This window comes from Streptomyces coelicoflavus, assembly GCF_003112555.1.
GTDB classification, from domain to species: domain Bacteria; phylum Actinomycetota; class Actinomycetes; order Streptomycetales; family Streptomycetaceae; genus Streptomyces; species Streptomyces coelicoflavus.
The window spans coordinates 1-25997 of record NZ_BEWB01000016.1; the positions used below are offsets into that span (position 1 = coordinate 1).

Annotated in this window: 28 protein-coding genes and 1 pseudogene; 15 read left to right on the top strand and 14 right to left on the bottom strand. The window is 70.0% G+C overall.

Features of this window, described 5'->3' with window-relative positions; all coding sequences use genetic code 11:
- The first annotated feature begins 110 nt into the window (after positions 1-110).
- From Sco07f_RS32960 to Sco07f_RS32970, 3 genes are all read left to right on the top strand, one after another.
- Positions 111-692 (top strand): 2'-5' RNA ligase family protein, encoded by a 582-nt coding sequence (locus tag Sco07f_RS32960; RefSeq protein WP_007446233.1) that lies wholly within the window; start codon positions 111-113, stop codon positions 690-692.
- Between the two features lie 168 nt (positions 693-860).
- Positions 861-2618, top strand: coding sequence for a lysyl oxidase family protein (locus Sco07f_RS32965; RefSeq protein ID WP_108990004.1), 1758 nt, complete (start codon positions 861-863; stop codon positions 2616-2618).
- A gap of 119 nt (positions 2619-2737) precedes the next feature.
- A complete protein-coding gene (locus Sco07f_RS32970) occupies positions 2738-3256 on the top strand; it encodes a hypothetical protein (protein ID WP_369695803.1) in 519 nt (172 codons plus the stop codon).
- 213 nt (positions 3257-3469) lie between these two features.
- On the opposite strand, the gene Sco07f_RS32975 is transcribed toward Sco07f_RS32970, so the two are convergent.
- Positions 3470-4324 carry an NAD(P)H-binding protein gene (locus Sco07f_RS32975; RefSeq protein ID WP_108990005.1) on the bottom strand — a complete coding sequence of 285 codons (855 nt, stop codon included), beginning with the start codon at positions 4322-4324 and terminating at the stop codon, positions 3470-3472.
- Between the two features lie 159 nt (positions 4325-4483).
- Between Sco07f_RS32975 and Sco07f_RS32980 the strand changes: the two genes are divergently transcribed.
- Complete coding sequence (locus Sco07f_RS32980) at positions 4484-5101, top strand: TetR/AcrR family transcriptional regulator (RefSeq protein WP_218030754.1); 618 nt, start codon at positions 4484-4486, stop codon at positions 5099-5101.
- A 795-nt stretch (positions 5102-5896) separates the two neighbouring features.
- Here the strand turns inward: Sco07f_RS32980 and Sco07f_RS39860 are convergent.
- On the bottom strand, positions 5897-6184 hold the full coding sequence (locus Sco07f_RS39860; RefSeq protein WP_007388475.1) for a DUF6355 family natural product biosynthesis protein: 288 nt from the start codon (positions 6182-6184) through the stop codon (positions 5897-5899).
- 416 nt (positions 6185-6600) lie between these two features.
- Here Sco07f_RS39860 and Sco07f_RS32990 point away from each other — a divergent pair, with 416 nt between their 5' ends.
- The 4 genes from Sco07f_RS32990 to Sco07f_RS33010 all read left to right on the top strand — a co-directional run bounded on the left by Sco07f_RS32990 (position 6601) and on the right by Sco07f_RS33010 (position 9329).
- A complete protein-coding gene (locus Sco07f_RS32990; RefSeq protein WP_108990128.1) occupies positions 6601-7149 on the top strand; it encodes an EF-hand domain-containing protein in 549 nt (182 codons plus the stop codon).
- Positions 7150-7249: 100 nt separating this feature from the next.
- Positions 7250-7687, top strand: coding sequence for an OsmC family protein (locus tag Sco07f_RS32995; protein WP_087793127.1), 438 nt, complete (start codon positions 7250-7252; stop codon positions 7685-7687).
- 289 nt (positions 7688-7976) lie between these two features.
- On the top strand, positions 7977-8291 hold the full coding sequence (locus Sco07f_RS33005; protein ID WP_087792572.1) for a YrhK family protein: 315 nt from the start codon (positions 7977-7979) through the stop codon (positions 8289-8291).
- Positions 8292-8417: 126 nt separating this feature from the next.
- A complete protein-coding gene (locus tag Sco07f_RS33010) occupies positions 8418-9329 on the top strand; it encodes an SDR family oxidoreductase (protein ID WP_108990008.1) in 912 nt (303 codons plus the stop codon).
- Between the two features lie 135 nt (positions 9330-9464).
- Here the strand turns inward: Sco07f_RS33010 and Sco07f_RS33015 are convergent, their stop codons facing one another.
- The 4 genes from Sco07f_RS33015 to Sco07f_RS33035 all read right to left on the bottom strand — a co-directional run bounded on the left by Sco07f_RS33015 (position 9465) and on the right by Sco07f_RS33035 (position 11213).
- The gene (locus Sco07f_RS33015; RefSeq protein ID WP_159107007.1) at positions 9465-9737 is read right to left on the bottom strand and encodes a hypothetical protein; all 273 of its coding nucleotides are present in this window, start codon (positions 9735-9737) and stop codon (positions 9465-9467) included.
- A 435-nt stretch (positions 9738-10172) separates the two neighbouring features.
- Entirely contained in the window at positions 10173-10457 is a 285-nt protein-coding gene (locus tag Sco07f_RS33025) for an MGMT family protein (protein ID WP_087792575.1), read from the bottom strand.
- A complete protein-coding gene (locus tag Sco07f_RS33030; protein ID WP_108990011.1) occupies positions 10454-10996 on the bottom strand; it encodes a DUF488 domain-containing protein in 543 nt (180 codons plus the stop codon). Before Sco07f_RS33030 ends, Sco07f_RS33025 begins: the two co-directional genes overlap by 4 nt.
- 7 nt (positions 10997-11003) lie before the next feature.
- The gene (locus tag Sco07f_RS33035) at positions 11004-11213 is read right to left on the bottom strand and encodes a hypervirulence associated TUDOR domain-containing protein (protein WP_007388479.1); all 210 of its coding nucleotides are present in this window, start codon (positions 11211-11213) and stop codon (positions 11004-11006) included.
- Positions 11214-11647: 434 nt separating this feature from the next.
- Between Sco07f_RS33035 and Sco07f_RS33040 the strand changes: the two genes are divergently transcribed.
- The 3 genes from Sco07f_RS33040 (at position 11648) to Sco07f_RS33050 (ending at position 14042) form a co-directional block, all read left to right on the top strand.
- Entirely contained in the window at positions 11648-12394 is a 747-nt protein-coding gene (locus Sco07f_RS33040) for an SAM-dependent methyltransferase (protein WP_108990012.1), read from the top strand.
- A 187-nt stretch (positions 12395-12581) separates the two neighbouring features.
- A complete protein-coding gene (locus Sco07f_RS33045) occupies positions 12582-13280 on the top strand; it encodes a DUF2249 domain-containing protein (RefSeq protein WP_108990013.1) in 699 nt (232 codons plus the stop codon).
- A 51-nt stretch (positions 13281-13331) separates the two neighbouring features.
- On the top strand, positions 13332-14042 hold the full coding sequence (locus tag Sco07f_RS33050; protein WP_108990014.1) for a helix-turn-helix transcriptional regulator: 711 nt from the start codon (positions 13332-13334) through the stop codon (positions 14040-14042).
- A 63-nt stretch (positions 14043-14105) separates the two neighbouring features.
- On the opposite strand, the gene Sco07f_RS33055 is transcribed toward Sco07f_RS33050, so the two are convergent.
- Entirely contained in the window at positions 14106-15308 is a 1203-nt protein-coding gene (locus tag Sco07f_RS33055) for a PP2C family protein-serine/threonine phosphatase (protein WP_108990015.1), read from the bottom strand.
- Positions 15309-15506: 198 nt separating this feature from the next.
- On the opposite strand from Sco07f_RS33055, the pseudogene Sco07f_RS40875 reads away from it, so the two are divergent.
- Both Sco07f_RS40875 and Sco07f_RS33065 read left to right on the top strand, forming a co-directional pair.
- Positions 15507-15853 (top strand): annotated as a pseudogene (locus Sco07f_RS40875) (DNA-binding protein); the annotation flags it as partial.
- Between the two features lie 28 nt (positions 15854-15881).
- Positions 15882-16490 carry a hypothetical protein gene (locus Sco07f_RS33065; RefSeq protein ID WP_108990016.1) on the top strand — a complete coding sequence of 203 codons (609 nt, stop codon included), beginning with the start codon at positions 15882-15884 and terminating at the stop codon, positions 16488-16490.
- 45 nt (positions 16491-16535) lie between these two features.
- Here Sco07f_RS33065 and Sco07f_RS33070 read toward each other — a convergent pair whose 3' ends face one another.
- The 3 genes from Sco07f_RS33070 to Sco07f_RS33080 form a co-directional block, all read right to left on the bottom strand.
- A complete protein-coding gene (locus tag Sco07f_RS33070) occupies positions 16536-17969 on the bottom strand; it encodes an amidase (protein ID WP_108990017.1) in 1434 nt (477 codons plus the stop codon).
- A gap of 354 nt (positions 17970-18323) precedes the next feature.
- Positions 18324-19292, bottom strand: a complete 969-nt coding sequence (locus Sco07f_RS33075) for a tetratricopeptide repeat protein (RefSeq protein WP_369695805.1) — start codon at positions 19290-19292, stop codon at positions 18324-18326.
- A gap of 81 nt (positions 19293-19373) precedes the next feature.
- The gene (locus tag Sco07f_RS33080; protein ID WP_108990019.1) at positions 19374-20177 is read right to left on the bottom strand and encodes a helix-turn-helix domain-containing protein; all 804 of its coding nucleotides are present in this window, start codon (positions 20175-20177) and stop codon (positions 19374-19376) included.
- 121 nt (positions 20178-20298) lie between these two features.
- Here Sco07f_RS33080 and Sco07f_RS33085 point away from each other — a divergent pair, with 121 nt between their 5' ends.
- Positions 20299-20721, top strand: a complete 423-nt coding sequence (locus tag Sco07f_RS33085) for a hypothetical protein (RefSeq protein ID WP_108990020.1) — start codon at positions 20299-20301, stop codon at positions 20719-20721.
- Between the two features lie 57 nt (positions 20722-20778).
- Here the strand turns inward: Sco07f_RS33085 and Sco07f_RS33090 are convergent, their stop codons facing one another.
- Positions 20779-21567, bottom strand: coding sequence for a class I SAM-dependent methyltransferase (locus Sco07f_RS33090; RefSeq protein ID WP_108990021.1), 789 nt, complete (start codon positions 21565-21567; stop codon positions 20779-20781).
- A 281-nt stretch (positions 21568-21848) separates the two neighbouring features.
- Complete coding sequence (locus Sco07f_RS33100; RefSeq protein WP_108990023.1) at positions 21849-23405, bottom strand: FMN-binding glutamate synthase family protein; 1557 nt, start codon at positions 23403-23405, stop codon at positions 21849-21851.
- A gap of 631 nt (positions 23406-24036) precedes the next feature.
- Between Sco07f_RS33100 and Sco07f_RS33105 the strand changes: the two genes are divergently transcribed.
- Positions 24037-24765 carry an SDR family oxidoreductase gene (locus Sco07f_RS33105; RefSeq protein ID WP_108990024.1) on the top strand — a complete coding sequence of 243 codons (729 nt, stop codon included), beginning with the start codon at positions 24037-24039 and terminating at the stop codon, positions 24763-24765.
- Between the two features lie 84 nt (positions 24766-24849).
- On the opposite strand, the gene Sco07f_RS33110 is transcribed toward Sco07f_RS33105, so the two are convergent.
- Together Sco07f_RS33110 and Sco07f_RS33115 are read right to left on the bottom strand one after the other, a co-directional pair.
- Positions 24850-25491 carry a fumarylacetoacetate hydrolase family protein gene (locus Sco07f_RS33110; protein WP_244942187.1) on the bottom strand — a complete coding sequence of 214 codons (642 nt, stop codon included), beginning with the start codon at positions 25489-25491 and terminating at the stop codon, positions 24850-24852.
- A gap of 68 nt (positions 25492-25559) precedes the next feature.
- The gene (locus Sco07f_RS33115; protein WP_007388486.1) at positions 25560-25931 is read right to left on the bottom strand and encodes a winged helix-turn-helix transcriptional regulator; all 372 of its coding nucleotides are present in this window, start codon (positions 25929-25931) and stop codon (positions 25560-25562) included.
- Positions 25932-25997: the final 66 nt, after the last annotated feature.

The following is a 25997-nucleotide window of genomic DNA, read 5'->3' on the forward strand; positions in this document are numbered from 1 at the left end:
CGGCTGGGCCGGCCGCATCCACCAGGGAGACGGGACACTTACCTCGAAGCAGTGACAATCGGTTGGATACGGTTTATAGGACGGCGAAGCCCGAGGAGAGGAAGTGCCGGGTGCCCCGGACCGGAACGACAGCCGTGCTGGCGCTGTTGCCGGACGCCGAGCCGCTGTTGCGGCCGGCCGCCGCCGTGGAGGCGTCGGCGGTGCGACCCGGCGTGCCGGCACACGCCACGCTGCTCTTTCCCTGGCTGCCCTCCCACGAGGTCGACGAGCCGGCACTGCGCCGACTGCGGGCGGCCCTACCGGTCGGCCCGGTTCCCATCAGGCTGGCCGCGGTCGAACGAACCGACGGATTCGTCGGCGTCCCGGTGCCCGAACTGGACCTCGTGGCGAATGCCGTGCGCAGCGCGTTTCCGGCGCAGGTCCCCTACGGCGGCCGTTTCGGCCCCCGGCCGCCCGTGCACGTCACCGTGGCTCTGGAGGCGACCCCGGGGGCGGCAGCCGACATCGCGCGCCGAACCGCCGCCACCCTGCCGATCACCACGGAGGTCGACGCCCTGCAGGTGGTCGCCCTCACCCGCACCGGCTGGCGGCGTCTCGCCGAGCTGTCGCTGGGTCGCCGGCCCGGCCTACGGCACCTGCGGCCGCCACGCCGTCTACCAAACGATCCGGCACCGAGCGGCCCGTACGCGTGACTTCAGCCTGATTTCATCCACTGCACAGCGATTCGGCCAAGCTCCCCCGGATTCCCGCCCGCTGAACAACCGGGCATCCGGTCGCTCCCTCTCACAGCGCGGGCACAGCAACGTGCCCGCCTGTTTCCTTCCCACCGCACCCCCCAGCACCTGAAGGACGAGGGACAGATGAACAGAACGCGCACGAGCCGATTGCGGCGTCCACTGCTCGCAGGCACCACGGCCGTCGCGGCCATGGCCGTGACCGCCTCACTCGTGGCCGCCACCGCGGAACCGGCGAAGGCGGCGACAGCGCCCAGGCTGAGCCTCATCGCCGCGACCGACTCGCTCACGCTCACCTCCTGGAAGGAGGACCCGGGCGTCTACCTCGACCTCGGCACCTACCTCACCGCGGACGGCAGGCCGCTGGAGCTGAAGGTGACCCGGAAGTCCTACAAGGACCCGGTGACCATCACCCAGACCGTGTACGAGGGCGGCAAGGCCAAGGCCAAGACGCTGCCCAAGGGCACGGTGAAGGACTTCTCGGGGCTTCCCGGCTTCGCGGAGATCACGATCACCGACAAGACGGGCAGGAAGGTCCTGAGCCGGACCGAGGACTTCTGCCCGAACAACGCCAGCGGCCGCGTACGCCCCGACGCGCCGGCCACCTCCAAGTATCCGGAGAGCTGCCCGACCAACCCGTTCACCCTCGGTTCGGTCTGGGGTGTCGAGAAGGGCTGGGCGGCCAACACCTACGCGGGTTCCTACACCGAGCCCGTCGCCCTGGCGGCCGGGACCTACACCGCCAAGGTCGGGGTCGCCAAGAAGTACCGCGACCTGTTCGGCATCGCGAACAAGCCCGCAACCGTCAAGATCACCGTGGTGGAGCGCAGTTACGACGACGACCAGGGTGCCGCCGGGCTGTCCGCGTCCCGGTCCGCGGCGGCAGGCGAGCACGCCGGCCACGGGGCCGGCCACCAGGCCCCGGACGCGCACGCGGGCCACGGGCCGGGGCACGCCCCGACACCCGCGCAGGCCGCCGCGCCGGTCACGAGCGGGGCGGGACCCTCGTACAACGTGGGCCACGGTCCGCTCAGGGCGGCGCCCCCCGCCCTGCCATGGGCGCTGAAGAAGAAGCAGGCCCTGCGTTCCCTGCCGCTCGGCGACAAGGGAGGCCAGACCGACGGATCGCGCAAGGCCCTGGCGCTCCAGCCCCTGGCGAAGCGCCCGGCCGGCAAGCCCTCCGTCCCGGACGTCCCCAAACCCGACCTGCGCTCGCTGCCGGCCTACGGCATCGTCGTCAGCGACGGGGAGCAGGACGTCCCCGGCAAGGACTACCTGGCCTTCAGCGCCAACGTGTGGAACGCCGGTCCGGCGCAACTGGTGGTGGACGGCTTCCGGTCGCCCGGCAAGGCCAAGATGGACGCCTACCAGTACTTCTACGACTCCAAGGGCAAGCAGGTCGGCTACACCCCGACCGGCACCATGGAATGGGACCCCCGCCCGGGGCACGTGCACTGGCACTTCACGGACTTCGCCAGCTACCGGCTGCTGAAGGCGGACAAGAAGGAGGCCGTGCGCAGCGGCAAGGAGGCCTTCTGCCTGGCCAACACCGACGCGATCGACTACACGGTCAAGAACGCCAACTGGCACCCGTTCAACACCGATCTGTCCACCGCCTGCGGGGAGGAGAACTCCATCTCCGTCCGCGAGGTGCTCGACGTCGGCTCCGGCGACACGTACTCCCAGGACCTGCCCGGCCAGTCCTTCGACATCACGGACGTACCCAACGGCACGTACTACATCCAGGTACTGGCCAACCCCGAGAAGCGGCTCAAGGAGACCAACCTCGGCAACAACAGCGCACTCCGGAAGATCGTGCTCGGCGGCAAGCCGGACGCACGGACCGTGACCGTGCCGCCGCACGACCTGGTGAACGCCAACTGACCTGACGTCAGGGGGCCGGGCACCCCGTCCCGAAGGGCCGACGGCCACACCTGGTGGTGGCCGTCGGCACGCTATGCTCTCCGTCTGCATTGGATCATGGTCATGACCTTGGGGGGTCCATGGGAAGGATCGTGGCCGTCGCCACGGCCATGGCGGCCTGTCTGACGCTCGGCGTCACGGCGACCGGCTGTTCGAACGACGAGGCGTCGGACGAGCGCTCCGCCGATCAGCTGCTCGAGGACGCGTACGAGACCATGAAGTCGCTCACCTCGGTGACCATCGATGCGAAGACCACGGGCGCCGGCAAGGAACGCTCCACCAGCGTGCTGGTGACCGACCTCAAGAGCACCTGCACGTTCAGGTCGTCCTCGGAGTCGGGAGCCACGCTCGAACAGATACGGATCGAAGAGACGGACTACATCCGGCCGAACCGCGCCTACCTCGATCAGTGGGCAGGTCTCGAGGCACCGAGTGCGGCGGAGCAGGACCGCTGGGTCAAGATGCCGTCCAGCGATTCTGCGCCCGGCGACGGGCTTTCCGACTGCACCTGGCCGTTCGCCGCGTTCGGCAAGGCGGAGAAGGGCGAACCGGCGGAGGTCGACGGCCGCCAGGCCGTCGCGCTGGTGGTGACCGACTAAGAGGACCAGGGCGGCACCTACACGTTCCACGTCGCCACAGAGGGCAGGCCCTACCTGCTCAAGGTCGACTACAAGGGCACCGACTTCCGCACCACCACCACGTTCAGCGCCTTCGAGAAGCCCCTGAAGGTGGAGGCGCCGGACGACGACGAGCTGCTGGACCTGAGCGGCATCGGGGGCTGAACTCTCCGAGCCGTGCCACGCCTCCCGGCGTCAGGCGGAGATGCGGGCCGCGAGGCGGTCGGCGACGGTGCGGGGCTCGCGGCCGAGAAGTTCGGCGAGCAGGGGGCCGGTTTCGGCGAACCAGCCCGCGCGTGCCGCCTGGTACCAGGTGAGCATGAGCCGGGCCATCGGCTCCGGCACACCGGTCGTGATCTGGTCGGCGACCCACTGTTCGTCGTCCGGGACCACGCGCTTGACCGAGCGACCGGTGAGGCCGGAGGCGATCCTGCTGAGGTCGTCGAAGGTGACGGCGGACGGCGCGGTGAGGGTGACGGGGCCGTCGAAGGAGCGGTCGCCGGCGAGGACGACCGCCGTGGCCTCGGCCACATCGGCACGGTCGGTGTACGGCACCGGCCCGTCTTCCGGCTGGGCGATCACGCCGGTCCGCTGCCACGGGCCGAGGACCTGGTCGAGCGGCCCGTAGGCGCCGTTGCGCAGTGCGGTCCAGGGGACCCCGGCGTCGCCGAGGATCGCCTCGGTGGCGATGTGGATGTCCGACGGGCGGTACGGGTTGCCGGGGACGGCGCCGTGCTGGCTCGTGTAGAGGATCCGCCGGGCGCCGGCCGCGACCGCGGCTTCGACGGCATTGCGGTGCAGGCCGACCATGTCGGCGGCCGGGTCGTTGCCGGACACCAGAAGCACCTGCTCGGCACCGTCGAACGAGTCGCGCAGCGCGGCCGGGTCCTCGTAGGAGCCCTGCCGCACCCGCACGCCGCGATCGGCAAGGTGCTGTGCCTTGGCCGCGTCGCGGACACTGACCCCGATCCGGTCGGCGGGTATGCGCTCGAGCAGGTGCTCGACGGTGGCGCCGCCCAGCCCGCCGGTGGCTCCGGTGACAACGATCATGATTCCGACCTTCCTGACCCTTCCCGACCGCCCAGGACGTCCGTCCTGGTGGCGGGCGCAACCGTAAGTTGACCATGCTGGTCAATTTCTCGTCTGCCTCGACTGTAGGTAACCTGACCTGGCGGGTCAAATTAGGTCGCTGAGTATCAGGAAGAGACGGTGAGGGTCGTGGCCGGTGCGGTGCCTTCGGAGTCCCGGCTGCGTGCCGACGCCCGGCGCAATTCCGAGCAGATCCGCTCCGCCGCCGTCGGCGCCTTTCAGGGGCAGGGCCTGACGGTGCCGCTGGAGGAGGTCGCCAAGGCGGCGGGGGTGAGCAAGGCCACGATCTTCAACCGGTTCGGCGGGCGGATCGGCCTCATCGAGGCCGTCATCGAAGAGGTCGTCGCGAGCGCGCTGTTCGCCGTCATCGACCACGCTCGGACCATCGACGACGCCGGCGAGCGGATCGCGTACTACCTCACCGCGATCCGCGACCTCCAGTACCGCCAGCCAGCCTTCAACGACGTCCTGTTGCAGACCTATGCGGACTCGGAGCAGCTCATGAGGATATGCCGGGTCGGGACCGAGGCCAACGAAGAGATCGTCACGGCGGCGCGGGCCCGCGGCGCACTGCGGCCGGAGTTCACGGCGGGCGACCTCCACGCCCTCGTCGTCGACAACGCCCTCGCCCTGAAGCACGGCAAGCGGCCTCCCCGGGACGACTACGACCGCCGCACCAGGTATGTCCTGGACGGAATCCTCGGGTCTTCCTCCTCCGCCGCCGCCGGCGGCCGATGACCGCCTCCTCACCCCGGTGTCCCGCACTGGACAGGAGTACCTGAACCTCAGTGTTCGCCGCCGGCCGCGCGGCCGCTGTCATCGGACGGTCTCCCGGATGTGGCAGACCCACCGGAATCCCCGGGGGAGGGGGAAGCGCCACCGTCCTCCAGGCATGTCATCGATACGAGGACGAATGCCTGACCGTGCTGGGGAGGCTGGACGGGGAGGCCCGCGAGCACCGTCCAGTTGCCCTTCGTGAGGGCCAGCGCTCCGGTCCCCGTGTCAGGCCCTCGCTGCCAGCCGTACTCGGCACGGGCCCGGGCGAAGGCCTTCTTCAACGCGGACTCCACCGTCTGCGGCGCGTGTTGTCCGGAGAGCCGTTCGGAGCAGCTGCCCAGGGAGTTCGAAGGTTCCCTGTCGACCTCGACGCCCTCCGCCGCCAGCGCCGCCCTGATCTCGGACACCGCCGTGTCCGCCGACAGAGCCGGGCCGGAAAAGCGCGGGGGGAGTGGGCCGAGGTCCGGAGGGGCACAGGCTGCCCCGGACATCAGTGTCCCGATGACGATGCACCCCAGGGCCGAGCGTCTCAGTCGCTGCCGAACGATGATGTCCGTCCCCTCCCAGTGTCGAGCGACTGACCATTCTGCCCTGACCGTCCTCGGCGTCGTTCTGCCGCCCGTGGCTACCGGAGCCTGCGATCCTGTCGGCTGCGTCGCCCTCCTCGCCCGACTGATCGCATGCTTGGGACGCCGACCGTGAGCAGCGCGGACGGCCCGCCCCGGGACGACGGCACCCCGGGGCGGACCGTGCGGATCAGCAGGTGCGGCCGGTGTACCAGGCGCCGTCGATGTCGGAGCTGGAGCCGATCCAGGTCACGCCGGGCACCACACACCGTTCGCTGTTGGGCCCCCAGTCGTCGATCTCGATGACGATGTGCGAGCCGTCCGAGGTGCAGTGGTTGTAGTAGGCGTCGGAGGCGGTCTCGTAGAAGCCGCACGGGTTCGCTGCGGCCGGACCGGCGCTCAGGGTGACGGCGCCGGCGGAGGCCAGGGCCAGGGCGAAGGACGCGAGGGCGCTGGTCACGATGCGACGGAGGGACAAGGAGAGCTCCAGAAAGTAGGGGATCGCCGGCTCGGAGTGCCCGTGCCCGCCGATCCGTTGTCGATGCGACGCCCAGATTCACAGCCCCGGGGAGGCCGCTTCGGTCAACTGCCGCACCGATCACCCGGCGAAACGATTCGTTGCTGCGCCGATCAGTTGATCTCCGCCGGTTCCCCGTGTGTCGGGCAGGAGGAGGAAACAAGGCACGCCGGGGCGGTGAGAACGTCGTGCGGCGCCTCGCAAGCGGCGATTTCCCGCACGGTGCCCTGGCTGTGCCGGATGCCTTCAAACAGGCGCACGGCGCGTTGGTGCGGCGCTCGGTGGTGTGGCGGCGACCCCTCGTGCTCTTACCCGCTGTTGGGCGGCCGACGTGCGCGGACAACATCCACTCAGTGCCGCGTGCGAAGGGGTTTGTGATGGCCAGTGAGTTTCAGCGGACCAAGCTGCAGGACATGTTCAACGCGTTCGACGTGAACGGCGACGGCTGCCTGGAGGAGGACTTCGCCGCCCTCGCGAGCCGGTGGAGCCGTCTGCCGCGAGTGAGAGCGGACGCGGAGCTGGCGGCGCGGGTCGAGGACGTGCTCCTGGGGTGGTGGCAGCACCTCTCGTCGGCTGTCGACTCGGACAACGACGGCAGGATCGACATGAACGACCTCCTCGCCATGGTCGACCGCTTGCCCTCCATGCGGGAGACCGTCGCCGCCACCGCCGACACGGTCTTCGACGCGGTGGACGCGAATGGCGACGGCCGCATCTCCCGGGGCGAGCACCAGCAGCTGATCGACCTGTGGCACGGGCGAGGGGTCACGACTGGGGACGTGTTCGACCGGCTCGACCAGGATGCCGACGGTCACCTCAGCCGACCCGAATTCACCGTGCTGTGGACCCAGTTCTGGATCAGCGACGACCCTGCCGAACCGGGCAACTACCTCTGCGGACCCGTCGCAGGTCGTTCGTTCCGCTGAGGGGTGGAGGAGCAGCACCGGGGAAGCCCGGACGCCCTTTCTCGAAGTGAGCCGGACCGGCGCCGTGGGTCGCTGCGGCGATGTGACTACTGTGAACGGCATGAGCGAACACTCGAAGCGTTCCGTCGTCGTCGAACGCACCGGCAGCGGCCAGTTTGTGGCGACCAACACCCGTGGCGGATCGATCAGTTTCGGTACGGCGGACGGCGATCAGGACACCGGGTTCACCCCCGTCGAGTTGTTCCTGGCCGCGATCGGCGGCTGCACGGCCGTGGACGTGGACATCGCCACCGGCCGGCACGCTGAGCCCACCCGCTTCTCCGTGACGGTCGCGGGGGACAAGGTCAGCGACGACCTCGGCAACCGCATGACGAACCTCGAGGTCGTGTTCACCGTGACCTTCCCGGACGGCGAGGGAGCGGAGCGAGCCCGCGCCATCCTGCCCCGCGCGGTCAGGACGTCCCACGACCGCCTCTGCACCGTGAGCAGGACCGTCGAGGTCGGGACACCGGTGACCACGACGGTCGCCGACGCCTGACACCCCCGCCGCGTCCGCCCCGCGGCGAGCCGGCCGCGGCGCGGGCATTGTTGTCCTACGACGCATTCGCCGAACTCGCAGCCGCCGACTCAGCCGTGGTAGGCCTCGTCCTCAAGAGGCATTCCGCAACGCCAGGCGGCGGCCCGCGAGGCCGGACATGGCGACGTACTCGACGCATGGGGCGAGGACCTGTACTTCATGCGCAGGCAATAGGAGACGGAGACACTCCCCGCGGCCGGTGACTGCGTCGCCTTCGCGTCCCGGCCCGCGGCGTCCGTAACGTGGAGGGATGAGGAACACTGCGAAAAGCACGTCCCTGGTCATCCACCTGGGTGGGGAGGAGCTCGTCATCGGGCGGCGCTACGAGGCCGCCAGTATCGCCAACGACGTGCTCATCGCGTTGTGGTTCATCGCCGGCAGCATCATGTTCTTCTCCGAGCAGTGGACCACGACCGGCACCTGGTGCTTCCTGATCGGCAGCATCGAGCTGCTCATCCGGCCGGCCATCCGCCTCACCCGCCACCTGCATCTGCAACGCGTTCACTCCCGCGCCCCGGAGCCCCACTCTCCCGCCGCGCCCCCCGACGGTTCGCAGGACTACTGAACGGGTGACGGAGCTGCCGCATCGCCGCCAGTTGCGCGTGCACCTGTTTGCTCAGTGCATTGCCGGTTACGCGTTCACGCGCGACACCGAGCCAATGGCTTCCCACGAGTGCAGGAGGATCTCGCCATGCGCGACAGCGGCAACACCCGTGATACGAACCCGCAGGTCGTCTCGGAGCCGACGCCGCCCTATCCCCATCAGAGCCAGCAGCCCCCGGGGCTGGAGCGGGACATGGACCCGGAGCCGCGCTACCGGGCCACGCGCTACCGGGCGGCCGACAAGCTCCGCGGCAAGGTCGCCCTGATCACCGGCGGGGACTCGGGCATCGGTCGCGCGGTGGCCGTCCTGTATGCCCGCGAGGGTGCCGATGTCGCAGTCGTACACCTGCCGGAGGAGCAGGCGGACGCGGAAGAGACGCGGCGCGCGGTGACGGCGGAGGGCCGGCGGTGCCTGCTCCTCGCCGGTGACCTGGCCGAGGCGCCGTTCTGCCGGGAGGTCGTCGAGCAGACCGTGCGTGAGCTCGGCGGGCTGAACATCCTGGTGAACAACGCCGCCCACCTGAACAGTCAGCTGGACCTGTCGGAGCTGTCGTACGAGGACTGGGACCGGTCCTTCAAAGTCAACGTGTATGCGTACTACCACCTGGTACAGGCCGCGCGTCCGCACCTCAAAGCCGGTGACGCGATCATCGCCACCGCCTCGGAAGAAGCCCTCAAGGGCAGCGATACGATGATCGACTACGCGGCGGCCAAGGCAGCACTGGTCAATTTCACGAAGTCGATCGCCGCCCACCTGGCCAAGGACGGCATCCGGGCCAACGTAGTCGCGCCCGGCCCGACCTGGACGGTACTCAACGTAGCCGACCCGAACATGCCCCAAGAGGGCCTCGCCCAGCTCGGCAGCGAGGGCCCCGCGGGCCGGGTCGCTCAGCCCGAGGAGATCGCCCCGGTGTACGTCTACCTGGCTTCCGACGCCGACTCGAGCTACACCATCGGAGAGGTCATCGCCGTCACCGGTGGGCTGACCAACACTCGTTGACCCCGGCCGCCCGCGAAACGCCCCTGGTCGCCGAACAGGGGCGTCGGCCGGGCCGGGCCAGCCTTCGGGGCGGAGCACGCCGCGTTCGTACGCCTGGGCCGGCCACTGGGGGAGTCGTGCCCCGGCTGGCGGGGCTCACCAGTCGAAGGTGGCCTGCGGCTCGACGGTGCAGTGAGTGGTCTTGTCCACGTGTCCGGTACCGGCGACGCCGAGGCGGACGGTGGCTGTGTCCTTCGCCGTGACGGGCTCCTGTGCACCGGCCTCGGCCACGGTGCGGCCGGCCGAGTCCTGGAGGCTGACGGTGACGGAGAAGACGCCGTCGCGTGCGTTGGGGTTGTGCACCTGGAGAGTCACGAAGGGGTCGTCCATGGTCGCGCAGCGCGTGAGTACGGCGGTGCCATCCTTCATCGGCGGGGCGCTGGAGCGGGAGGGAGACGCTGCGGTGGCTGTGGGACTGGCGTCGTGGGCAGGCCGCGAGTCGTCGGTGCCGCTGCCGCCCGCCCTCGTCGCCGACGAACGGTCGTCCTCGCCGGAGGCGCTGCAATTGCTTGCGGCATCGCCGTTTCGGTCGCACCCGGCCTTGTCCTGGCCGAGGGAACACCCGCTCAATACGGGCACGATCACCATGGCTGCCACTACGGCCCTGTGGGCCCACCCCCGCATGTACATGGCGCAAGGGTAACCGTCGCGGTCGGCCCGAGCCCGCGGCCGTCCTTGGACCGGTCGGGCCGGCACGACTGCGCGGTCAGCGAGACGTCACGCGGCGGCGGCGCCCGCTGGAGGATCCGCGTCGCGGGCCGCTCGCCTCGAGCGGCGCTGTTCGACGTCGAGGCCCCGCCAGGGTCACGGCGTCCAGCGATGGCGAGCGCGGGTCATGTCCACTCGCGTTCCGCGCATCGGCGTTCCCTCGTCCCGCAGAAGGACCGGCGCCCGCCCGCCGTGGCAGGAGGGCGGCGTCCCGTCCGCGTACACGACACGCCACCACGGCACGTTCTCGTCGAGCAGACTCATGGCCCGCCCCACTTGGCGCGCACCCACACCGACCCGTTCGCCGACGTCCCCGTAGGAGGCCACCGCACCCGCGGGGATCGAGCGCACCGCTTCCCGGACGTCGTCGACGAAAGTCACGGCTCCTCCGAGTCCGAGTCCGGGGCGGGGTAGACGAGGTGGCCGTCGCGGACCCGTGCGTGCTCGTTCAGGACCGCCGGCCTCGTGGCCGTCCGCGACATGATGTGCACGACCTCCACGCCGGCGACCAGCAACGCGTCGGTGATCAGCCGACGGTGGCACCGCCACGGCACCGCCTCGCTGCACATGATCGCAGGCCGCTCTTGGCGCGCCAGTCCGATCAACTGGTCCAGGCCTTCCGCGAATTCGTCTCCCGCCATGTAATCGGCGTAGTCGCGGAACGCCTTCACCCGCCACGCGCCGTTCTCGCTGGGGACCCCCTTGGGGGTGTGCCGCCGGCCGCCGAGCCGAGCGATCCAGCGGTACTCGATGTCGGACGGCAAATGCTCCACGACAGCGGACCGGTTCCATTGGGGATGTTTTCTCGACGAGGGGTAGGAGCGCACATCCACCAGGCAGGTGATGTCATGGCCGCGCAGCATCTCCAGCACCTCGTCGAATCCACGCGTCGAATGCCCGAGCGTGTGGACCAGGCTCACAGCGCCCCTACGCCTTCTTCAGTGCTCCACCCTTGTGCATGGCGACATGGTCGGTCTTGTCGCTCTTGATTTCGTATTGCGGGTCGTCCGCCGAGCAGTGGCGCGTACGGCCCTTGAATTCCACATCACGGGTGTGCTTCTTGACGATGACGCCTTCGACGTGTCCGGCCTCGGAGTTCCAGCGCACGTGGTCTCCCACGGAAAAGTCGCCCGCCATGTGAAGTCTCTCCGTTCCGCTTCGTCCGACGAGATGCGCAGGGCTCGGCATCTCGAATTCGATACGCCCTCCAGCGTCTCACGTGGCCAGGAGGCAAGCTATCCGGTGCACCGGTCGTGCAGTCGGATGCTAGGCTGCGCAGCGGTGTGATGATCATTCGGCTTACGGAGATCCGAGGAGGTGTGTTGATGACTGTCGTGGAAACGCCCGCTGCGCGCGGCGCCCGAGTCGTCCTCACCTCCCAGGCCTCGTCCTGACCTCTGCCTGCCTCCCTCCCGCGTAGGAGCGGATTCGGCACGCCTGTCGTCCGACGGGGCCCCGATCCAAGGGTCTCCACGTTGTCCCGTCAACCCGAGCCACACCCACCCGCTCTCACCTCTCCCGCACACGTTCCGACTCCGGCCGACCGCGGCCTGACGGAAAGGAACCCGGTCATGGACCTTCCCCGCATCTTCACCATCCGCGAGAGCGGCCACCGCATCCACAACCCGCTGACCCCGGCGAAACTCGCCGCGCTGGGAGAGTCGCTCCACCTCGCCCCCGGGACCCGGGTGCTCGATCTGGCCAGCGGATCCGGCGAGATGCTGTGCACCTGGGCCCGCGACCACGGAGTCACGGGCAGCGGGGTGGACATCAGCACGGTCTTCACCGAGCGGGCCCGGGCCCGTGCCGACGAACTCGGTGTCGCCGACCGGGTCCGGTTCATCCACGGAGACGCCTCGAGCCATGTGGCGGACCAGCCCGTCGACCTGGCCGCCTGTGTGGGCGCCACCTGGATCGGGAACGGCGTCGCCGGAACGGCCGAACTGCTCGATCGCAGTCTCCGCCCCGGTGGCCTGATGGTGATCGGCGAGCCCTACTGGCGGCGGACCCCACTGGACGAGGAGACCGCCACCGCCTGCCACGCCACCTCCGTCGCCGACTTCCTGGAACTTCCGGACCTGATCGGGCAGTTCCAGGGCCTCGGCTACGACGTCGTGGAAATGACGCTGGCCGACCAGGAGAGCTGGGACCGCTATGCCGCGGCCCAGTGGCTCACCATGCGCCGATGGCTCGACCGGAATCCGGACGACGAACTGGCCGACGAGGTACGGAAGGCCCTCGACACCGAGCCCGTCCGCTACGCGCGCGGCACGCGTGAGTATCTCGGCTGGGGAGTCTTCGCCCTGATGAAGCGCTGACCCTGGCGTCCCGTGCGCGGCCCGGACGCCACACCGCCCGAGCCGCGCACGGGTCCGCTCCGGATCCGTCGTCACCATGGCAGCATCGGTGCTTCACGCGGAGTCATTGTTACGAATCCACATGTAATAATCGGCGACGGCAGCCGCCGTGGCAGACGGCCCCGGCCGGGACGAAGAGGGATCACACATGGCACCCGCCGCAGACGTGTACATCCAGGCGACCGACACCGACCCGGACATCCAGGCCCAGGCGGTCGTCGAGGAAGCCCACCGGAAGGTTCTGGAAGCGCTGGCCGCGCTGACCGGGTCCGAGCCCGCTGCCGAGACCGGCACCGGGTTCGCCGTACAGCTGCGCGACCTCCTGACCGCCACCGACCAGACCCTGTACGCCGCCGCGTCCGGTGCCGCCGAGACCCGGCTGCTGGTCCGGGCGCTCCGTGCCGCGGCCGACACGATCGGCCGGCACGCCGACTCCCTGACCGCCGCGACTGACGGGGGTGAACACGCTGGCACGGTCCGCGTCCTCGAAGGGATGCTCACGGTCCATGTCGGCATGGAGCGTGCCGTGCTGCTGCCCGCCCTGGCGGCACTGCCCGGAGTGGACCTGTCCGCACTCGTCGGCGACTTCACCACCGTCCTGGAGGGCGGCCGGCTGGAGGATCCGGAGATCGTCGACGTCCGCGAGATCCCGCACGGCCAACGCCACCCGCGCATCTTCACCCGCTTCGCCCGCCTGGCGGCCGAAGAGAGCTTCGTCCTGGTCAACAATCACGATCCCAAGCCGCTGCGCCGCGAATTCGAGGCCACCCACCCCGGCCGTTTCACCTGGGAGTACGTCGAGTCCGGGCCCGAGCGGTGGCAGGTGCGCATCACACGGGTGGGGTAGGCGGCAGGTTTCTCCTCGTTGCTACGGTCCGCGCTGGGTAAAATCGGCGAAATGAGCGAACGGACGCTGCACGATCCGACCGGCCCTCCCGTCGTGGGGGAGAGCCGCGCCCATGTACTCGACGTGCTGCGTGCCGCACCCGACGCGGTCGGTGTACGGGAGATCGCCGAGCAGACCGGCCTGCACTCCAACACGGTCCGTTTCCACCTCGACACTCTCGTCAAGGACGGGTTCGCCGAGCGCGCCACCGAGGGGAGCGGCCGCCCCGGCAGGCCCCGCGTCGTCTACCGCGCCGTCGCCTGCTCCCCGGTACGGGAAGGCCACCGCAGCTACCAGCTGCTCGCCCGGATGCTCACCGGCCTCGTCACCGAGGCCCTGGCACAGCCGGCCCGGGCCGCCGTCGGCGCGGGGGAGGCGTGGGGCCGCTACCTCGTCGACACCCCCTCGCCCGCCCGGCGCATCGACACCGAGGAGGCCGTCCGCCGGCTGACCCGGGTCCTCACGGACGTCGGCTTCGCCCCCGACCCCGTCCAGGACCTTCCGAACCCGGTCGTCCCGCTGCGCCACTGCCCGTTCCGGGAGGTCGCCGAAGAGCACCGCGACACGGTGTGTTCGCTGCACCTGGGCCTCATGCGCGGCGCCCTGAAGGAAGTACGCGCCCCGCTCCGCGTCGAACGCCTCGACCCCTTCGTCGAGCCGTCCCTGTGCCTGGCCCATCTCGCACCCGCGGAAGAGCACCGGACACCGGACCAGGCTGCCTGAGCGCCCACCCGGGGACCGCGACCAGTACGGACGACTCCGTGGCACCGCGAGCGGGCCGCGTGGTCAGGCGGGCGGGTACGTGGGGTCGGGAAGGTGGTCGATGTTGCCGTGCCACTGGCAGAGCAGGACGGTGGCGTCGTCGTCGAGCTTGCCGTCGTGGTAGTCCAGGACAGCGCGGATGAGCCGGCGCAGCGTCTCGGGCACGGGCAGGCCGTCGCTCTGGTGGCGGATGACGAAGTCGACGAAGCGTTCCCGTCCGAACTCCTGGCCGTCGGCGTCGCGTGCCTCCGTGATGCCGTCGGTGTACAGCAGAACCCGGTCACCCGGTTCCAGCTGGACGTCGCACACGCTGGCCGGGAGACCGAGGTCGGTGCCCAGGGGGTGCGAGGGCGAACACGGCAGGTCCGACGTCCAGCGGCCGCCGCGGACCAGGACCGGCGGGTGGTGGCCGCAGTTGACCCAGGTCAGTACCCCCGTGGTCATGTCGAGTTCGGCCAGGATCGCGGTGGCGTAGCGGGTGTGGGCGTAGTGAGTGATGAGCAACCGCTCGATGACCGCGCAGATTTCGGGCAGGGCGGCGTCCTGGCGCCGTTGGTTGCGGAAGGCGGCCATGGCCAGGTTGGCCGTCAGGCCGGCGCCGGTGTCGTGGCCCATGGCGTCCAGGATCGCCAGGTAGGTGACATCGCCGGCGACGCCGTAGTCGAAGGCGTCCCCTGCGGCGGCGTAGGCGGGTTCCATGGCCGCGGCGAGGGTGACCCGGTCGTTGGAGAAGGTCCGGGGCGGCATGACGGGCCACTGCATCTCCGCGGACACGGTCATCCGCGTGGTCCGGATCAGCCGGGCGAAGGCGTCGCTGTTGGTGCGCTTGCTCGCCAGGAGCAGCGCCACCAGTGAGGCCAGGTCCAAGGCCGCGTCGAGGACCGCGTCGTCGTCGTGGTCGGTGTCCACGCGCAGCACTCCCAGGCGCTCGGCGCCGTCCAGCAGGGGGAGCCAGTGCCGGAGACGCCCCTGCTCCACGGCACGGACCGTGATCGGCCGGGACTCGGTGTACGCGCTCCCGGCCACGGTGGCCATGATCCGCAGCTGCTGTCCCTCCCGGCCCGCGTCGGGACCGTTCCCGGTGACCTCCCGCAGCACGTCTCCCTGGAGATCGCTCACGAAGATCCTCGCTCGGTGCAGGCCGACGGTCTCGGCGTGCCGGGCTACCAGGAGGGGCATCTGTTCGAAGGTGGCCAGATGGCCCGCACGCAGAAGTGAGCGTTGCATTCGCGCCGTCGGCTGGGAAACCAAGGCGACACCCCAGGGGGAAGGGGACAGCCCGCGTCCGTCCACCCGCCGCCTCCCGCAGGGACGAGAGACCGCACGCTTGTTGCCGGACAGACGAAAACGAGGAGCCCGAGCGGCCATTACATCTCCCAGGGTACGGATCGTAGGTCCCGGAGGGCCGATGACGACGTACGCGACGCCCAGGTCGCCGCCGTGGCGCTGCTCGTCGGCCACGGCGTCACGGCGGCCGTCCGGGTGTCGGCCGGCACCAACGCGCTGATCTCACTCGCCCACCTTGGCCGGCCACGGCTGGACGGGACCGGACCATCTCCAGTTGCCGGTGTCCGTGGTGGGTGATCGTGCTGCTGGGATACGAGAACCTGCGCGGGGTGCGCGAAGCCGGCCGGGTGTTCGCGCTGCCCGCCCTTGTCTTCATCACCTCGACGGGCCCGGTCCTCCTCGTCGCGGCGGTGCGCGGACTGACGGGCGAACTGCCGTACGCCGACCTCGATGCCCCGGGTGCGGCGCCGCTCGGCCGAAGCGGCCCATCGGACAGGTTGTTAGGGTGCCGACATGCTTCCGTACCCTCCCGGGGCGTCGCTTGCCGCCGGGCGGCGGGAATGGCGGCAGGCGCTGGTCACCCTGGGCTGCCAGTTGGCCGCTGTGGGGCCCCGGCGGCACGAGGACTGGCTGGTGGACGCCGCTGCGGTGCTCCAGTTCCGCACCCGCGATCCGCGCGGCTGGCTGCCCGACGCCCACACCGAATGGCCCGAGCGCACCAGGCACTCCCCGTACTACCCCTTCGACCGGCTGGACCCGCATCACCTCGACCATCATCTGGAACTGCTGACCCACGAGGCCGCGGTGGAACTGACCGCGCTGCACTGGACCGCCACGCCCTACGGCGGTGCCGAACCGCCCGGCGCGTGCGACCCGGTGCGACGGCGCCGGCTGTGGTCGGCGGCCGGCACCCTGCTGGCGCGGTTCGGCCCGGACGCGGACTACGCCACCAACGCCGAGGACCTCAGCGGTGGCACGGACCCTCACTGGTACCGCGACGGCTTCTCCCTCTCGTGCTTCGCGGGGGTCGACGCCCAGCGGGACGGTCTCATCACGGATTTCGGCGTCCTGGCGGCCTCGGACACGGAGGTCGGTGCGTTCTGGAACTTCTTCGTCGACTGACCCGGGCGTGCCCGCCGGGCAGCGGACCGAGGGTGCCGGCGCGGCTCAGCCGATCCTCCGCTCGAGCAGTTCGGCCAACCGCAGCGGGGTGCGGTCCTCGAACATCGGGCCGATGAGTTGCACTCCCACCGGCAGGCCGTCGGGGGACAGGCCCGCAGGTACGGCGGTGGCCGGCAGGCCGGGCATGGTGGCCAGACCGGCCCACACGAGCTGGTCCAAGTACGGGTACTCGACGCCGTCGACGTCGATCCGGCGTGCCAGCAGATCAGGGCTGTGGTCGTGCGGGAACGCGGGAGTCGGCGTGATCGGACACACCACGGCGTCGAACTCGGCGAACAGTCGCCGCCAGCCGTGACGGTGGAGCTCGCGACGGTCGTTCGCCTCGATCCAGTCGCGGTGACTGAACACCATCCCGCGCAGTCGCGCCGCGTCAAGACTCCGGTCGTCCGCGCTCAGTGCGGCGGCGCGGGCCCGGAACTGCTCGTACACCTCGACGGGAAAGCGCGCCGCGGAGCCCGAGAACAGCAACTGCATGTAGAGCGTCGCGGCTTCGGCCAGGTCGGGCAGCAGCGCAGTGTGCCGTTCGATGTGGGCGCCACCGTCGGCAAGTGCCTCGGCCACCCGGCCCACACCGGCCCGCACAGCGGACCCGGTCGCAATGAAGGGATGTTCGTCGAGGACCAGGACCCGGAAGTCACTCAGCCGCTGGTGGCGTGCGGGAGGCAGCGTCAGGTCGTGCGCCACGCCGAGCGTCAACGGGTCCGGTCCGGCCATGACATCGAGCAGGAGCGTGAGGTCGCGGGCGGTGCGTGCCATCGGACCGACGACGGCGAGGTCGAGGTCCACCGGCAAGGCCGGCGCGGACGGTGGGACCATGCCGCGGTTCGCCACCAGCCCAAGCGTCGGCTTGTGCGCGTAGACGCCGCAGAAGTGCGCGGGGGTGCGCAACGAACCGCCGATGTCGGAGCCGATGGACAGCGCGCCGAATCCGGAGACAAGGGCCGCCGCCGACCCACCGGACGATCCGCCCGACGTGCGAGCGCGGTCCCACGGGTTGTTGGTGGTGCCGTAGATCTCGTTGAAGCTCTGAAGATCCTGGAGCCCCAGGGGCACATTGGTCTTACCGAGCACCACCGCGCCGGCGGCCCGGAGCCGTGACACCTGTACCGCATCCTCGGCGGGCACATACTCCCGGTACTGCGGCATGCCCCAGGTCGTGGGCAGCCCGGCGACGTCGTAGGACTCCTTGACCGTCACCGGAACACCGAGCAGCGGCCGCTCCTCGCCGCGGGCGCGAGCCCGGTCCGCATCGCGTGCGGCGGCCCGCGCCCGGTCGAAGTCCGGCACGCAGATCGCGTTGATCACCTTGTCGTCCCGCTCGATACGAGCGATTGCCTCGTCGGTCAGCTGCACCGACGTCACTTCACCGGCACGCAACGCGGCCACGAGGTCTTCCGCAGGCTGAAGGCTCCACTCCATGAAGCAGACCGTACTGACCTCGACAAGAGGCCATAAAATGCCAATGCGCGCAACGGGACGGAGGCATGGGACTCTCCAGGCCCGGCACGTCGCGCAGCGGACGGCGAAGAGCTGAGTGGATGCCAGAGCCATGGAGACGGCGGCCAGGACGAACGCCCCGGCCGGTGCGGCGGTGAACGGCACGCGGTACTTCGGAAGCCGGGGTGTCGTACTGACAACGGGCGACTACTCCGCCCTCCAGGGAGCTGAAGGCGAAGCACGTGCCTCGCGATCGACATCGTCCACCGGAACGTCGCGGCCTTCCCGCACCGCACCGACGTGCGTGTCGCCGCTGCGGGACCCGCGCCGGCCCTCTCAGTTCCTGCGGACGCGGCGGGCCTTGGCAACGAGCCTCCGGGGCAACTCCGGACCTGCACACGCGTAGTCGATCAGGAGGTTCCGGTAGCTGGTGTTCGCGAGTTCCGGCGCAAGGGCGATCAGGGCTCTCAGCTCGTCGGACGATCCGGTGAGCCGTGCGCGGTAGGCGGCGCCCGCCGCGCGCAGGGTGACTTCGCGAGGTTCGTGTTCCAGTCCCTGCTCGACGAGAATCACGGCGGCGGCGAAGTCGCCCTGCTCGGCACGCACGTCCGCCAGATCGAGGTAGAGGGACCAGTTGGCGGGGTCCAGGAGCAGGGCGCGCTCGAATGCGGCGGCGGCCTGATCCAGGTCGCCCATCACTCGCCAGGTGACCGCTCGAGCGACGGCGGTCCACATGACCCGGTCGACCGAATCGGCCCGGTCGCACAGAGCGAAGGACAGTTCGTACCGGCCGCAGGCCCGGGGCAGCCGCGCCATGGCGGCCAGCGACTCCGGGACGGGATCCCGTTCGGACACCACATCGAGGGCACGGAACCAGGGTTCGAACCGCTCCCGCATATCGCCGGTGTTGAGGTCGTGACCGTGGTCCAGTACCCGCAGACAAGCCTCAGCCAGCGCCGCGGCACTCACGGTGCCGAGAAAGCGCGCATCGCCGAACCAGGGAGCGGAGCCCCATGCCACGTCCGGCCGCACACCCGTGACCGAACCAAGAGCCATCACCGCGTCGTCCATGTCCCCATCGAGGAACAAGAAGTAAGCCTGCGCCAGCACGGCGTTCAAGGAACGGTCCTCTGCGAGGCTTCCCTCCACGTCAGAGCGTCGATCCGTCCACAACGAGGCGAGGGCCGCATAGGGTTCCGGAGCCGCAGGTGCCGAGGCTATGGCCCCCACCAGGAGCTCCACGGCGCCCACCGGGCTTCCGCCGCAGTGCGCCATCACACCGGCGAGATCGACACTCGCCGCAATTGACTGATTCTGCATCGCGAGAGAATACCCGTGGCCGGGTTGGCGGTCTGGTCGCTGCGCGGAGCTGTGCCGGGCGGCCGGTCACCTCTCGAGGAGTTCGGCCAGCATGGCACTGGTTGCCTGGTCGGCCGGTAGGAACGCCTCAAGTCGTAGTTCGGCGATGGTGACGTCGACAGCGGTGCCGAAATGGGTGAGCGTGGTGATGAGCGTCAGCTCCCTGCCGTCGGCCGGATCGGGTGTGCGCAGGCGCAGCGGTACGGCGAAGCCAAGGTGATGCGGAGACTCGCGTGGACGTGGCGGTGCCAGGTCGGTGAGTTCGGAAGCCAGGCGTTGGAGTCGGTCGTCCGGGTTGCGCACGCTCTCGGCCCTGATGCGGTCGATGATGTGCCACGCCCACTCGTCGAGGTTGACGATGCGTGGCGCGAGGCCCTGCGGATGCAGCAGCACCCAGGGAACGCTCACCGGCGGTGCGAGCAGATGTGGGGCCACACCGGCGGTGAGCGAGTGGAAGGCGACGTTGGCCGAGACGAGGTCACCGTGCCGGTCGACGACCACCGCCGGGTACGGCAGGTGGCCGTGCAGAATCCGTTCGAGGGCGGTGCGTATCGGTTCGAGCTGGGGGTCGTCCAGGCGGGTCTGCGGGTAGACCGGTGCGAATCCGGCCTGAAGGAGCAGTTCATTGCGTTCGCGGATCGGCACCTCCAGGGATTCGGCCAGCCGGATGATCATTGATCGGCCGGGGGCCGACCGTCCGCTCTCGACGAAGCTGATGTGCCGCTGCGTGGTTCCGGCACGCATGGCCAGTTCGAGCTGGCTGACGCGCCGCCGAGTGCGCCACTCACGCAACGCGCCGGCGAGCCCGCCTCTGGTCGATTCGGTGAACACCCCCCATGTGTAACCCGTTTGGCTGCTGATCCGCGATTCCCCGCGAGGAATTGCCGCGCGACGGCCGGGGACGGCACCGTCGTTGCCGCACGCCGACCATTCGCAAGCGAGGGGAACAGCCATGGCCGACCTTGACATCCACAACCTCACCGACCGCTACGTTGCCGTGTGGAACGAACCCGATGCGGACCGACGCCGCGCCGCGATTCGCGAGCTGTGGTCCGCCGATGCGGTCCATGTGCTGCAGCCTCCGCAGGAGCTCCGGCAGTCCGCCGAAGGGCTGGGATTCGATCGTCTCGTTCTGGAGGCGCGCGGGCACCGGGCGTTGGAGTTCCGGGTGACGCGCGCCCACGAGGAGTTCGTGGCGCCGGGCACCTTCGTCTTCCGGTCGCGCGGCAACGCCGACAGGCTCCACGACGTCGTCAAGTTCAACTGGGAGATGGCGCCCCGGGACGGCAGTGAGGGCGCCGGCGTCGGGTTGGAGATCCTCACGCTCGGCCCCGACGGCCGCATCGTCAGCGACTACCAGTTCATCGAAGGATGACCGCAATGATGAAAATACGGCCGAGGTAGCTGGACGGCCCGCTGGATCCGGTACAGATCAGCGCGCCGGCTCAGACGTGCCTTCCGCCTGGTCGCGGCCGGCGACGACCAGGTATCCATCGCTCTCAGGGTCGAAGGTGGTGGACTGCACCGTGAGCCCGACACTGCGCAACTGCGCCACGAGATCCTCGTACCGGTAGGGCCAGATGGACAACCGCTCCGAGCAGGCTCGCACTGCCCCATCCGGCCCGATCTGGGCGACCACGATCTCGAGGAAGTGTTCCTGCTCCCAGCGCTGCTCGATCTGCCAGTAGTAGCTGACGACCGCATCGCGGCCGTAGCGGCGGATGAGGCGATCGCGGACGTCTACCCGTGAGCCGGCGGAGCGCACGAGCTCCCAGTTGCGTGAATGGAGCACAAGGCGTCCGCCCGGATTCAGCAGCCGCGACATCGCTTCCAGCGCGGTCAGGCGCCCGGTTGCGCCCTCAGCGTGCCCGAGCGAGTTGCCGACGCAGAACACCAGATCGAACGTGGAGTCCTCCAGGTGGTCGGGCAGTTCGTCCCAGCTCGCGCGGAGGGTTCGAAGCGGGACACCCTGCTCGTCGGCGGCCTTCTCGGTCCGGCGAACCATGCCACTGCTGGCGTCTGCGGCGACCACGTCAAGGCCGAGACTCGCGAGACCGACGGCGAGCTGGCCGGTTCCACACGCGCAGTCGAGGACGTGCGCGTTGGGCGGCAGAGAGCCCACGACATCGCTGTAGTACACCGCAGCCGCCTTGGCGGGGGTCAACCTGTCGTCCCCGATCAGCCACTCGTACACCTCGGAAAGCGCCCCGTAACCAGCCACCGCGACAACCTCCGTCACTCGACGACACGCGCGCTCGACCGCGCCTGCGACACGGACCGTGCGCCTCGCACTGTGTTGGGCCGTGTCAGCGAAGCATTGAGCAGGACCCAACCACTTCGGGCCGCTGAGACGCCACCGGATTTCGTGGGAACCCGGGGCACGCCGCACCGACACAGGTCCCCACTCCACCGGCGCCCCAACGGCCCCGATGGGGGACCGCGGTCGGCAAGCGCGCGTTCGCGGCGGAGCGCTTTGGGCACCACCACCGACGGGAGGGCCTGTCAGGCCTGCAGAGTGTCCCGGGCCGTGCCCGGCTCGGCCGCGAGCAGCGCGGTGATCTCGTGGGCGAGACGCGGGCCGAGTTCGCCCCAGCCGTCCTTGTAGCCGTAGGCGGCGGCCAGGGTACGGGCGTCGTAGTCACCGTTGAGTATCTCGATGTCCGTGGCCGTGATGAGCCCCGGGTGGGCCACGCCGACGGCCGCCGAGAGCTTCGTCAGCTCCTTGCGCAGGGTGCGCAGGTACACGGCGGCCCGGGTGGCCTTCGACTCCGGGTCGAGGCCGCGGGCCAGCCACGGGTTCTGGGTGGCGACACCCGTGGGGCACTTGTCCGTGTGGCACTTCTGCGACTGGATGCAGCCGATGGACAGCATCGCCTCCCGGCCCACGTTGACCATGTCGGCGCCGAGGGCGAAGGCGACCGCGGCGTTGTCGGGCAGACCGAGCTTGCCGGAGCCGATGAACGTCAGTTCGTCGGTCAGACCCCGCTCGGCGAAGGTGCCGTAGACCCGGGAGAAGCCCATCCGGAAGGGCAGCGACACGGAGTCCGTGAAGGTGAGCGGTGCCGCCCCGGTGCCGCCCTCGCCACCGTCGACGGTCACGAAGTCGACCCCGCGGTCGCCACGCGCCATCAGCGTGGCCAGCTCGTCCCAGAAGTCCATCTCACCCACCGCGCTCTTGATGCCGACCGGCACCCCGGTCTCGGCGGCGATCAGTTCGACGAAGTCCAGCATCGAGTCGACGTCGCCGAACGCGGTGTGGCGGGACGGCGAGGCGCAGTCCTTGCCCTGGGGGATGCCGCGGATCTCTGCGATCTCCGGCGTCACCTTCGCACCGGGCAGCATCCCGCCCAGCCCGGGCTTGGCACCCTGGGACAGCTTGATCTCTATCGCCCTGACCGGGGCGCCCGCGACCACTTCCTTGAGCCTGGCGAGGTTGAAGCTGCCGTCCTCGTTGCGGCAGCCGAAGTACGCCGTACCGATCTGGAGGACGAGGTCGGCGCCGTTGCGATGGTAGGGAGACAGGCCGCCCTCGCCCGTGTTGTGCATCGTCCCGGCCAGCGCAGCCCCCTTGTTGAGGGCCGTGACCGCGGCGCCGGAGAGCGATCCGAAGCTCATCGCCGAGATGTTCACGACGCTGTTCGGGCGGAACGCCTTGGCCCGGCCGCGCGGTCCCCCCAGCACCTTGGCGGACGGCACGGCATCGGGGAGGTCCGGCCGGCCGTGCGACTCGGGCAGGCTGTCGGCGAACGTGCGCTGCTTCACGTACGCGCGTCCCTGCACGTGCTCGACGTCGACGTCGGTGCCGAATCCGAAGTAGTTGTTCTCCTCCTTCGCCGACGCGTAGATCCACGTCCGCTGATCACGGCTGAAGGGCCGCTCCTCCTCGTTGGACGTCACGATGTACTGCCGCAACTCCGGCCCGATGGTCTCCAGGAGGTACCGGGCGTGCCCGACCAGCGGGAAGTTCCTCAGCAGTGCGTGCTTCTTCTGGAGGAGGTCGCGGGCGGCCACCAGGGCCAGTGCCGCTGCGGTCGCAGTGCCGATGCTCCGGGCGCGCATGAGTCTTCCCCTTCTCGATGGCCGGCTTCGTCGCCCCGTCGGTGGACGTCGTCGGGTCAGGAGGGGCGGCGGGCACGGCCGAACCGGTGTCAGTGTCCGCCGAAGAACGCAGTGCGATGGTAGGGGGACCGCGGAAGGAGGCATGCGGCCGGGGTGACCGTCGATGAAGGGAGGGGGAGGCCCGCCGCTCCCCAAGGCCCCGGCAGTCTCGTCCGTGCGCGACACCGTCGATGCCGGACAGGTCCGCGTCACCGACGCCTACCCGGACTGCGTCCGCCGCCTGCCCCACGCGAGCGTGACCGTCGGCAGCCCGCGGACCACACCGTCGACCTGGATGACGGACACTCCGGCCTGGACCGCTGCCGCGGGAGTCTCCGAACGAAACGGCCCGGGGCGTCCTCTAGGGTTGTCAGCAGGGCGACCGGCACGGGGAGAGTCACCGGCTCGCTCTTCGCGTCCCTCCGGCGGACGCCCTCACCAGCCCGGCCCAGCTCCGCGACCCGTACCCGCAGCCGACCCCGATCCCGTCGGGAAACCGCCGGTCATGGCGCGCGGCCACGCCTGGCGACCGGAGCGGCGGGTGCCTGCCGGCGCCCGGCCGACGCCACTCACCAGTACCAGGAGCGACACCATGAGATGGGACAATCGCCGCGTCGTCATCACGGCCGCCGGCCGTGACTTCGGGCGAACCCTGGCCATCACCCTCGCGGACCTCGGTGCCGAGATCTTCCTCTCGGCACGCGAACTCACCGCCGCCCAGCGAGTCCGCGACGAGATTCGCCACCGAGGCCATCAGCGGGTGCACGCCTTCGCCTGCGACCTGACCAGTCCCGCCTCGATCCGCGACTTCGCTTCCGGCGTCGCGGAACACACGGACCGCGTCGACGTGCTCGTCAACAACGGTTCTCGCTACCTCGCCGGGCCGGACCTGCTGTCCGCAACCGACGCCGACGTCGTCGACACCATCGCCTCCGGTGCCACCGGCACGGTCCTGACCACGAAGAGCTTCCTCCCTCTCCTGCTCAACTCGGAGGTACCCGATGTCGTGACGATGGTCTCCGCCTGCGGAACTCCGGGCCATCACCGCTCCGACGCGCACGACGCCTTCTATGCGGCCAAGAGCGCCCAGGCGGGGTTCGCCGAGATCCTCTCCAAGCGCCTGCGTCCTCAAGGCGTCAGGGTGATCTCGCTCTACCCGCCCGACTTCGACAACGCCGACCCGCTCTCCGGAGAGTGGGCGACCACCTCGCGCGAGGCCGAGGACGTCCTCTCCGCGCACTCGCTCGTCGAGTGCATCCTCTTCGCCGTCGCCCAGCCCCGCGACTGCTTCATCAAATCCTTCCACTTCGAACAGGTCTAGAAGCCCGGAGGGCTCGCGTTCCACGAACTCCTCGGCCCTCGTGCGGCAGGTCGCCGACGACGACCACCGCGCCCTCGGCGCCGCTCACGGCCGTTCCCGGCCGCGTCGCCGGGCGGACGGCAGGCACACGGGCTCCGTGCCTGGTACAACCGTGTTCGTGAGGGTGCCGATGCCCTCGACGGTGAGGGTGACGGTGTCACCGGGCTTCAGCGGCGGCGGGGTCTGCTCGCCGCGCCGGCCCCACAGTTCGGCCAGGCAGCCGCCGTTGCCGCAGGTGCCCGACCCCAGAACGTCACCCGGTACGACGCGGGTGCCGCGCGAGGCGTAGGCGGTCATCTCCTCGAAGGTCCAGCTCATGTTGGACAGCAAATCCTCGCCGACCTTCTCCCCGTTGACCTCGGCGGTGAGGGCCAGGCGCAGGCCGTGGATCGCGTGAGGGTTGGTGAAGTAGAAGGCCGGCGCCGCGTACCACTGCTCGGGGACCCCGGCGACGCCGTCGACCGAGCGGCGTACGCCCTCGACGTGCTCCTCGAAGGTGGCGAAGTCCCGTACCGACGTGGGCCGCAGCGGGGGCAGCAGCCGTACGCGGGAGACGTGGGGGCCGGGCGGGACGTCCAGGGCGGCCCGGCCGGCGGCGAGCAGTCCGGGCAGCCCGCCGGCCTCGGAGAGCAGGTCGGTGAGCGAGGTGATGCCGGGCAGCGGGTAGAGGGTGCCGTCGTCCTCCAACCGGAGCGGCGGGGCCTCGAACCCGGGCGGGCGGACGAGGGACGGGCGGGGACGCGTGGAGGGAAGCGTCAGCGGCCGGCTTCTTCCCGTACGTCGAAGGCTTCGCGCGCGGCGGCGATGGCGGACATGTTCTGCGTGGCCCATGCCAGCAGTACGTCGATGGGGTGGCGAAGGGTCTTGCCGAGGGGCGTGATCCGATACCTGACCGCCACGGGGCGGGTGGAGACGACCTCGCGCTCGATCACGCCGTTGCGTTCGAGCCGTCGAAGCGTGGAGGTCAGCGACTTCTGCGTGACCTGTGGGACGGCCCGGCGCAGTTCGTTGAAGCGGCACGGGCGTTCGCACAGTTCGTTCAGGACGCTGAGCGACCACTTGTCGAGAATCTGGTCGAGCAGTTCGCGGTGCGGGGCGTCGATGCGGAGTTCGGCGGCGGTATCCATGGCGAAACCTGGTCTCGTTGAAGTGTCCTTCTTCAACTAGGTAGCGTACAGATACCTGATGTGAGG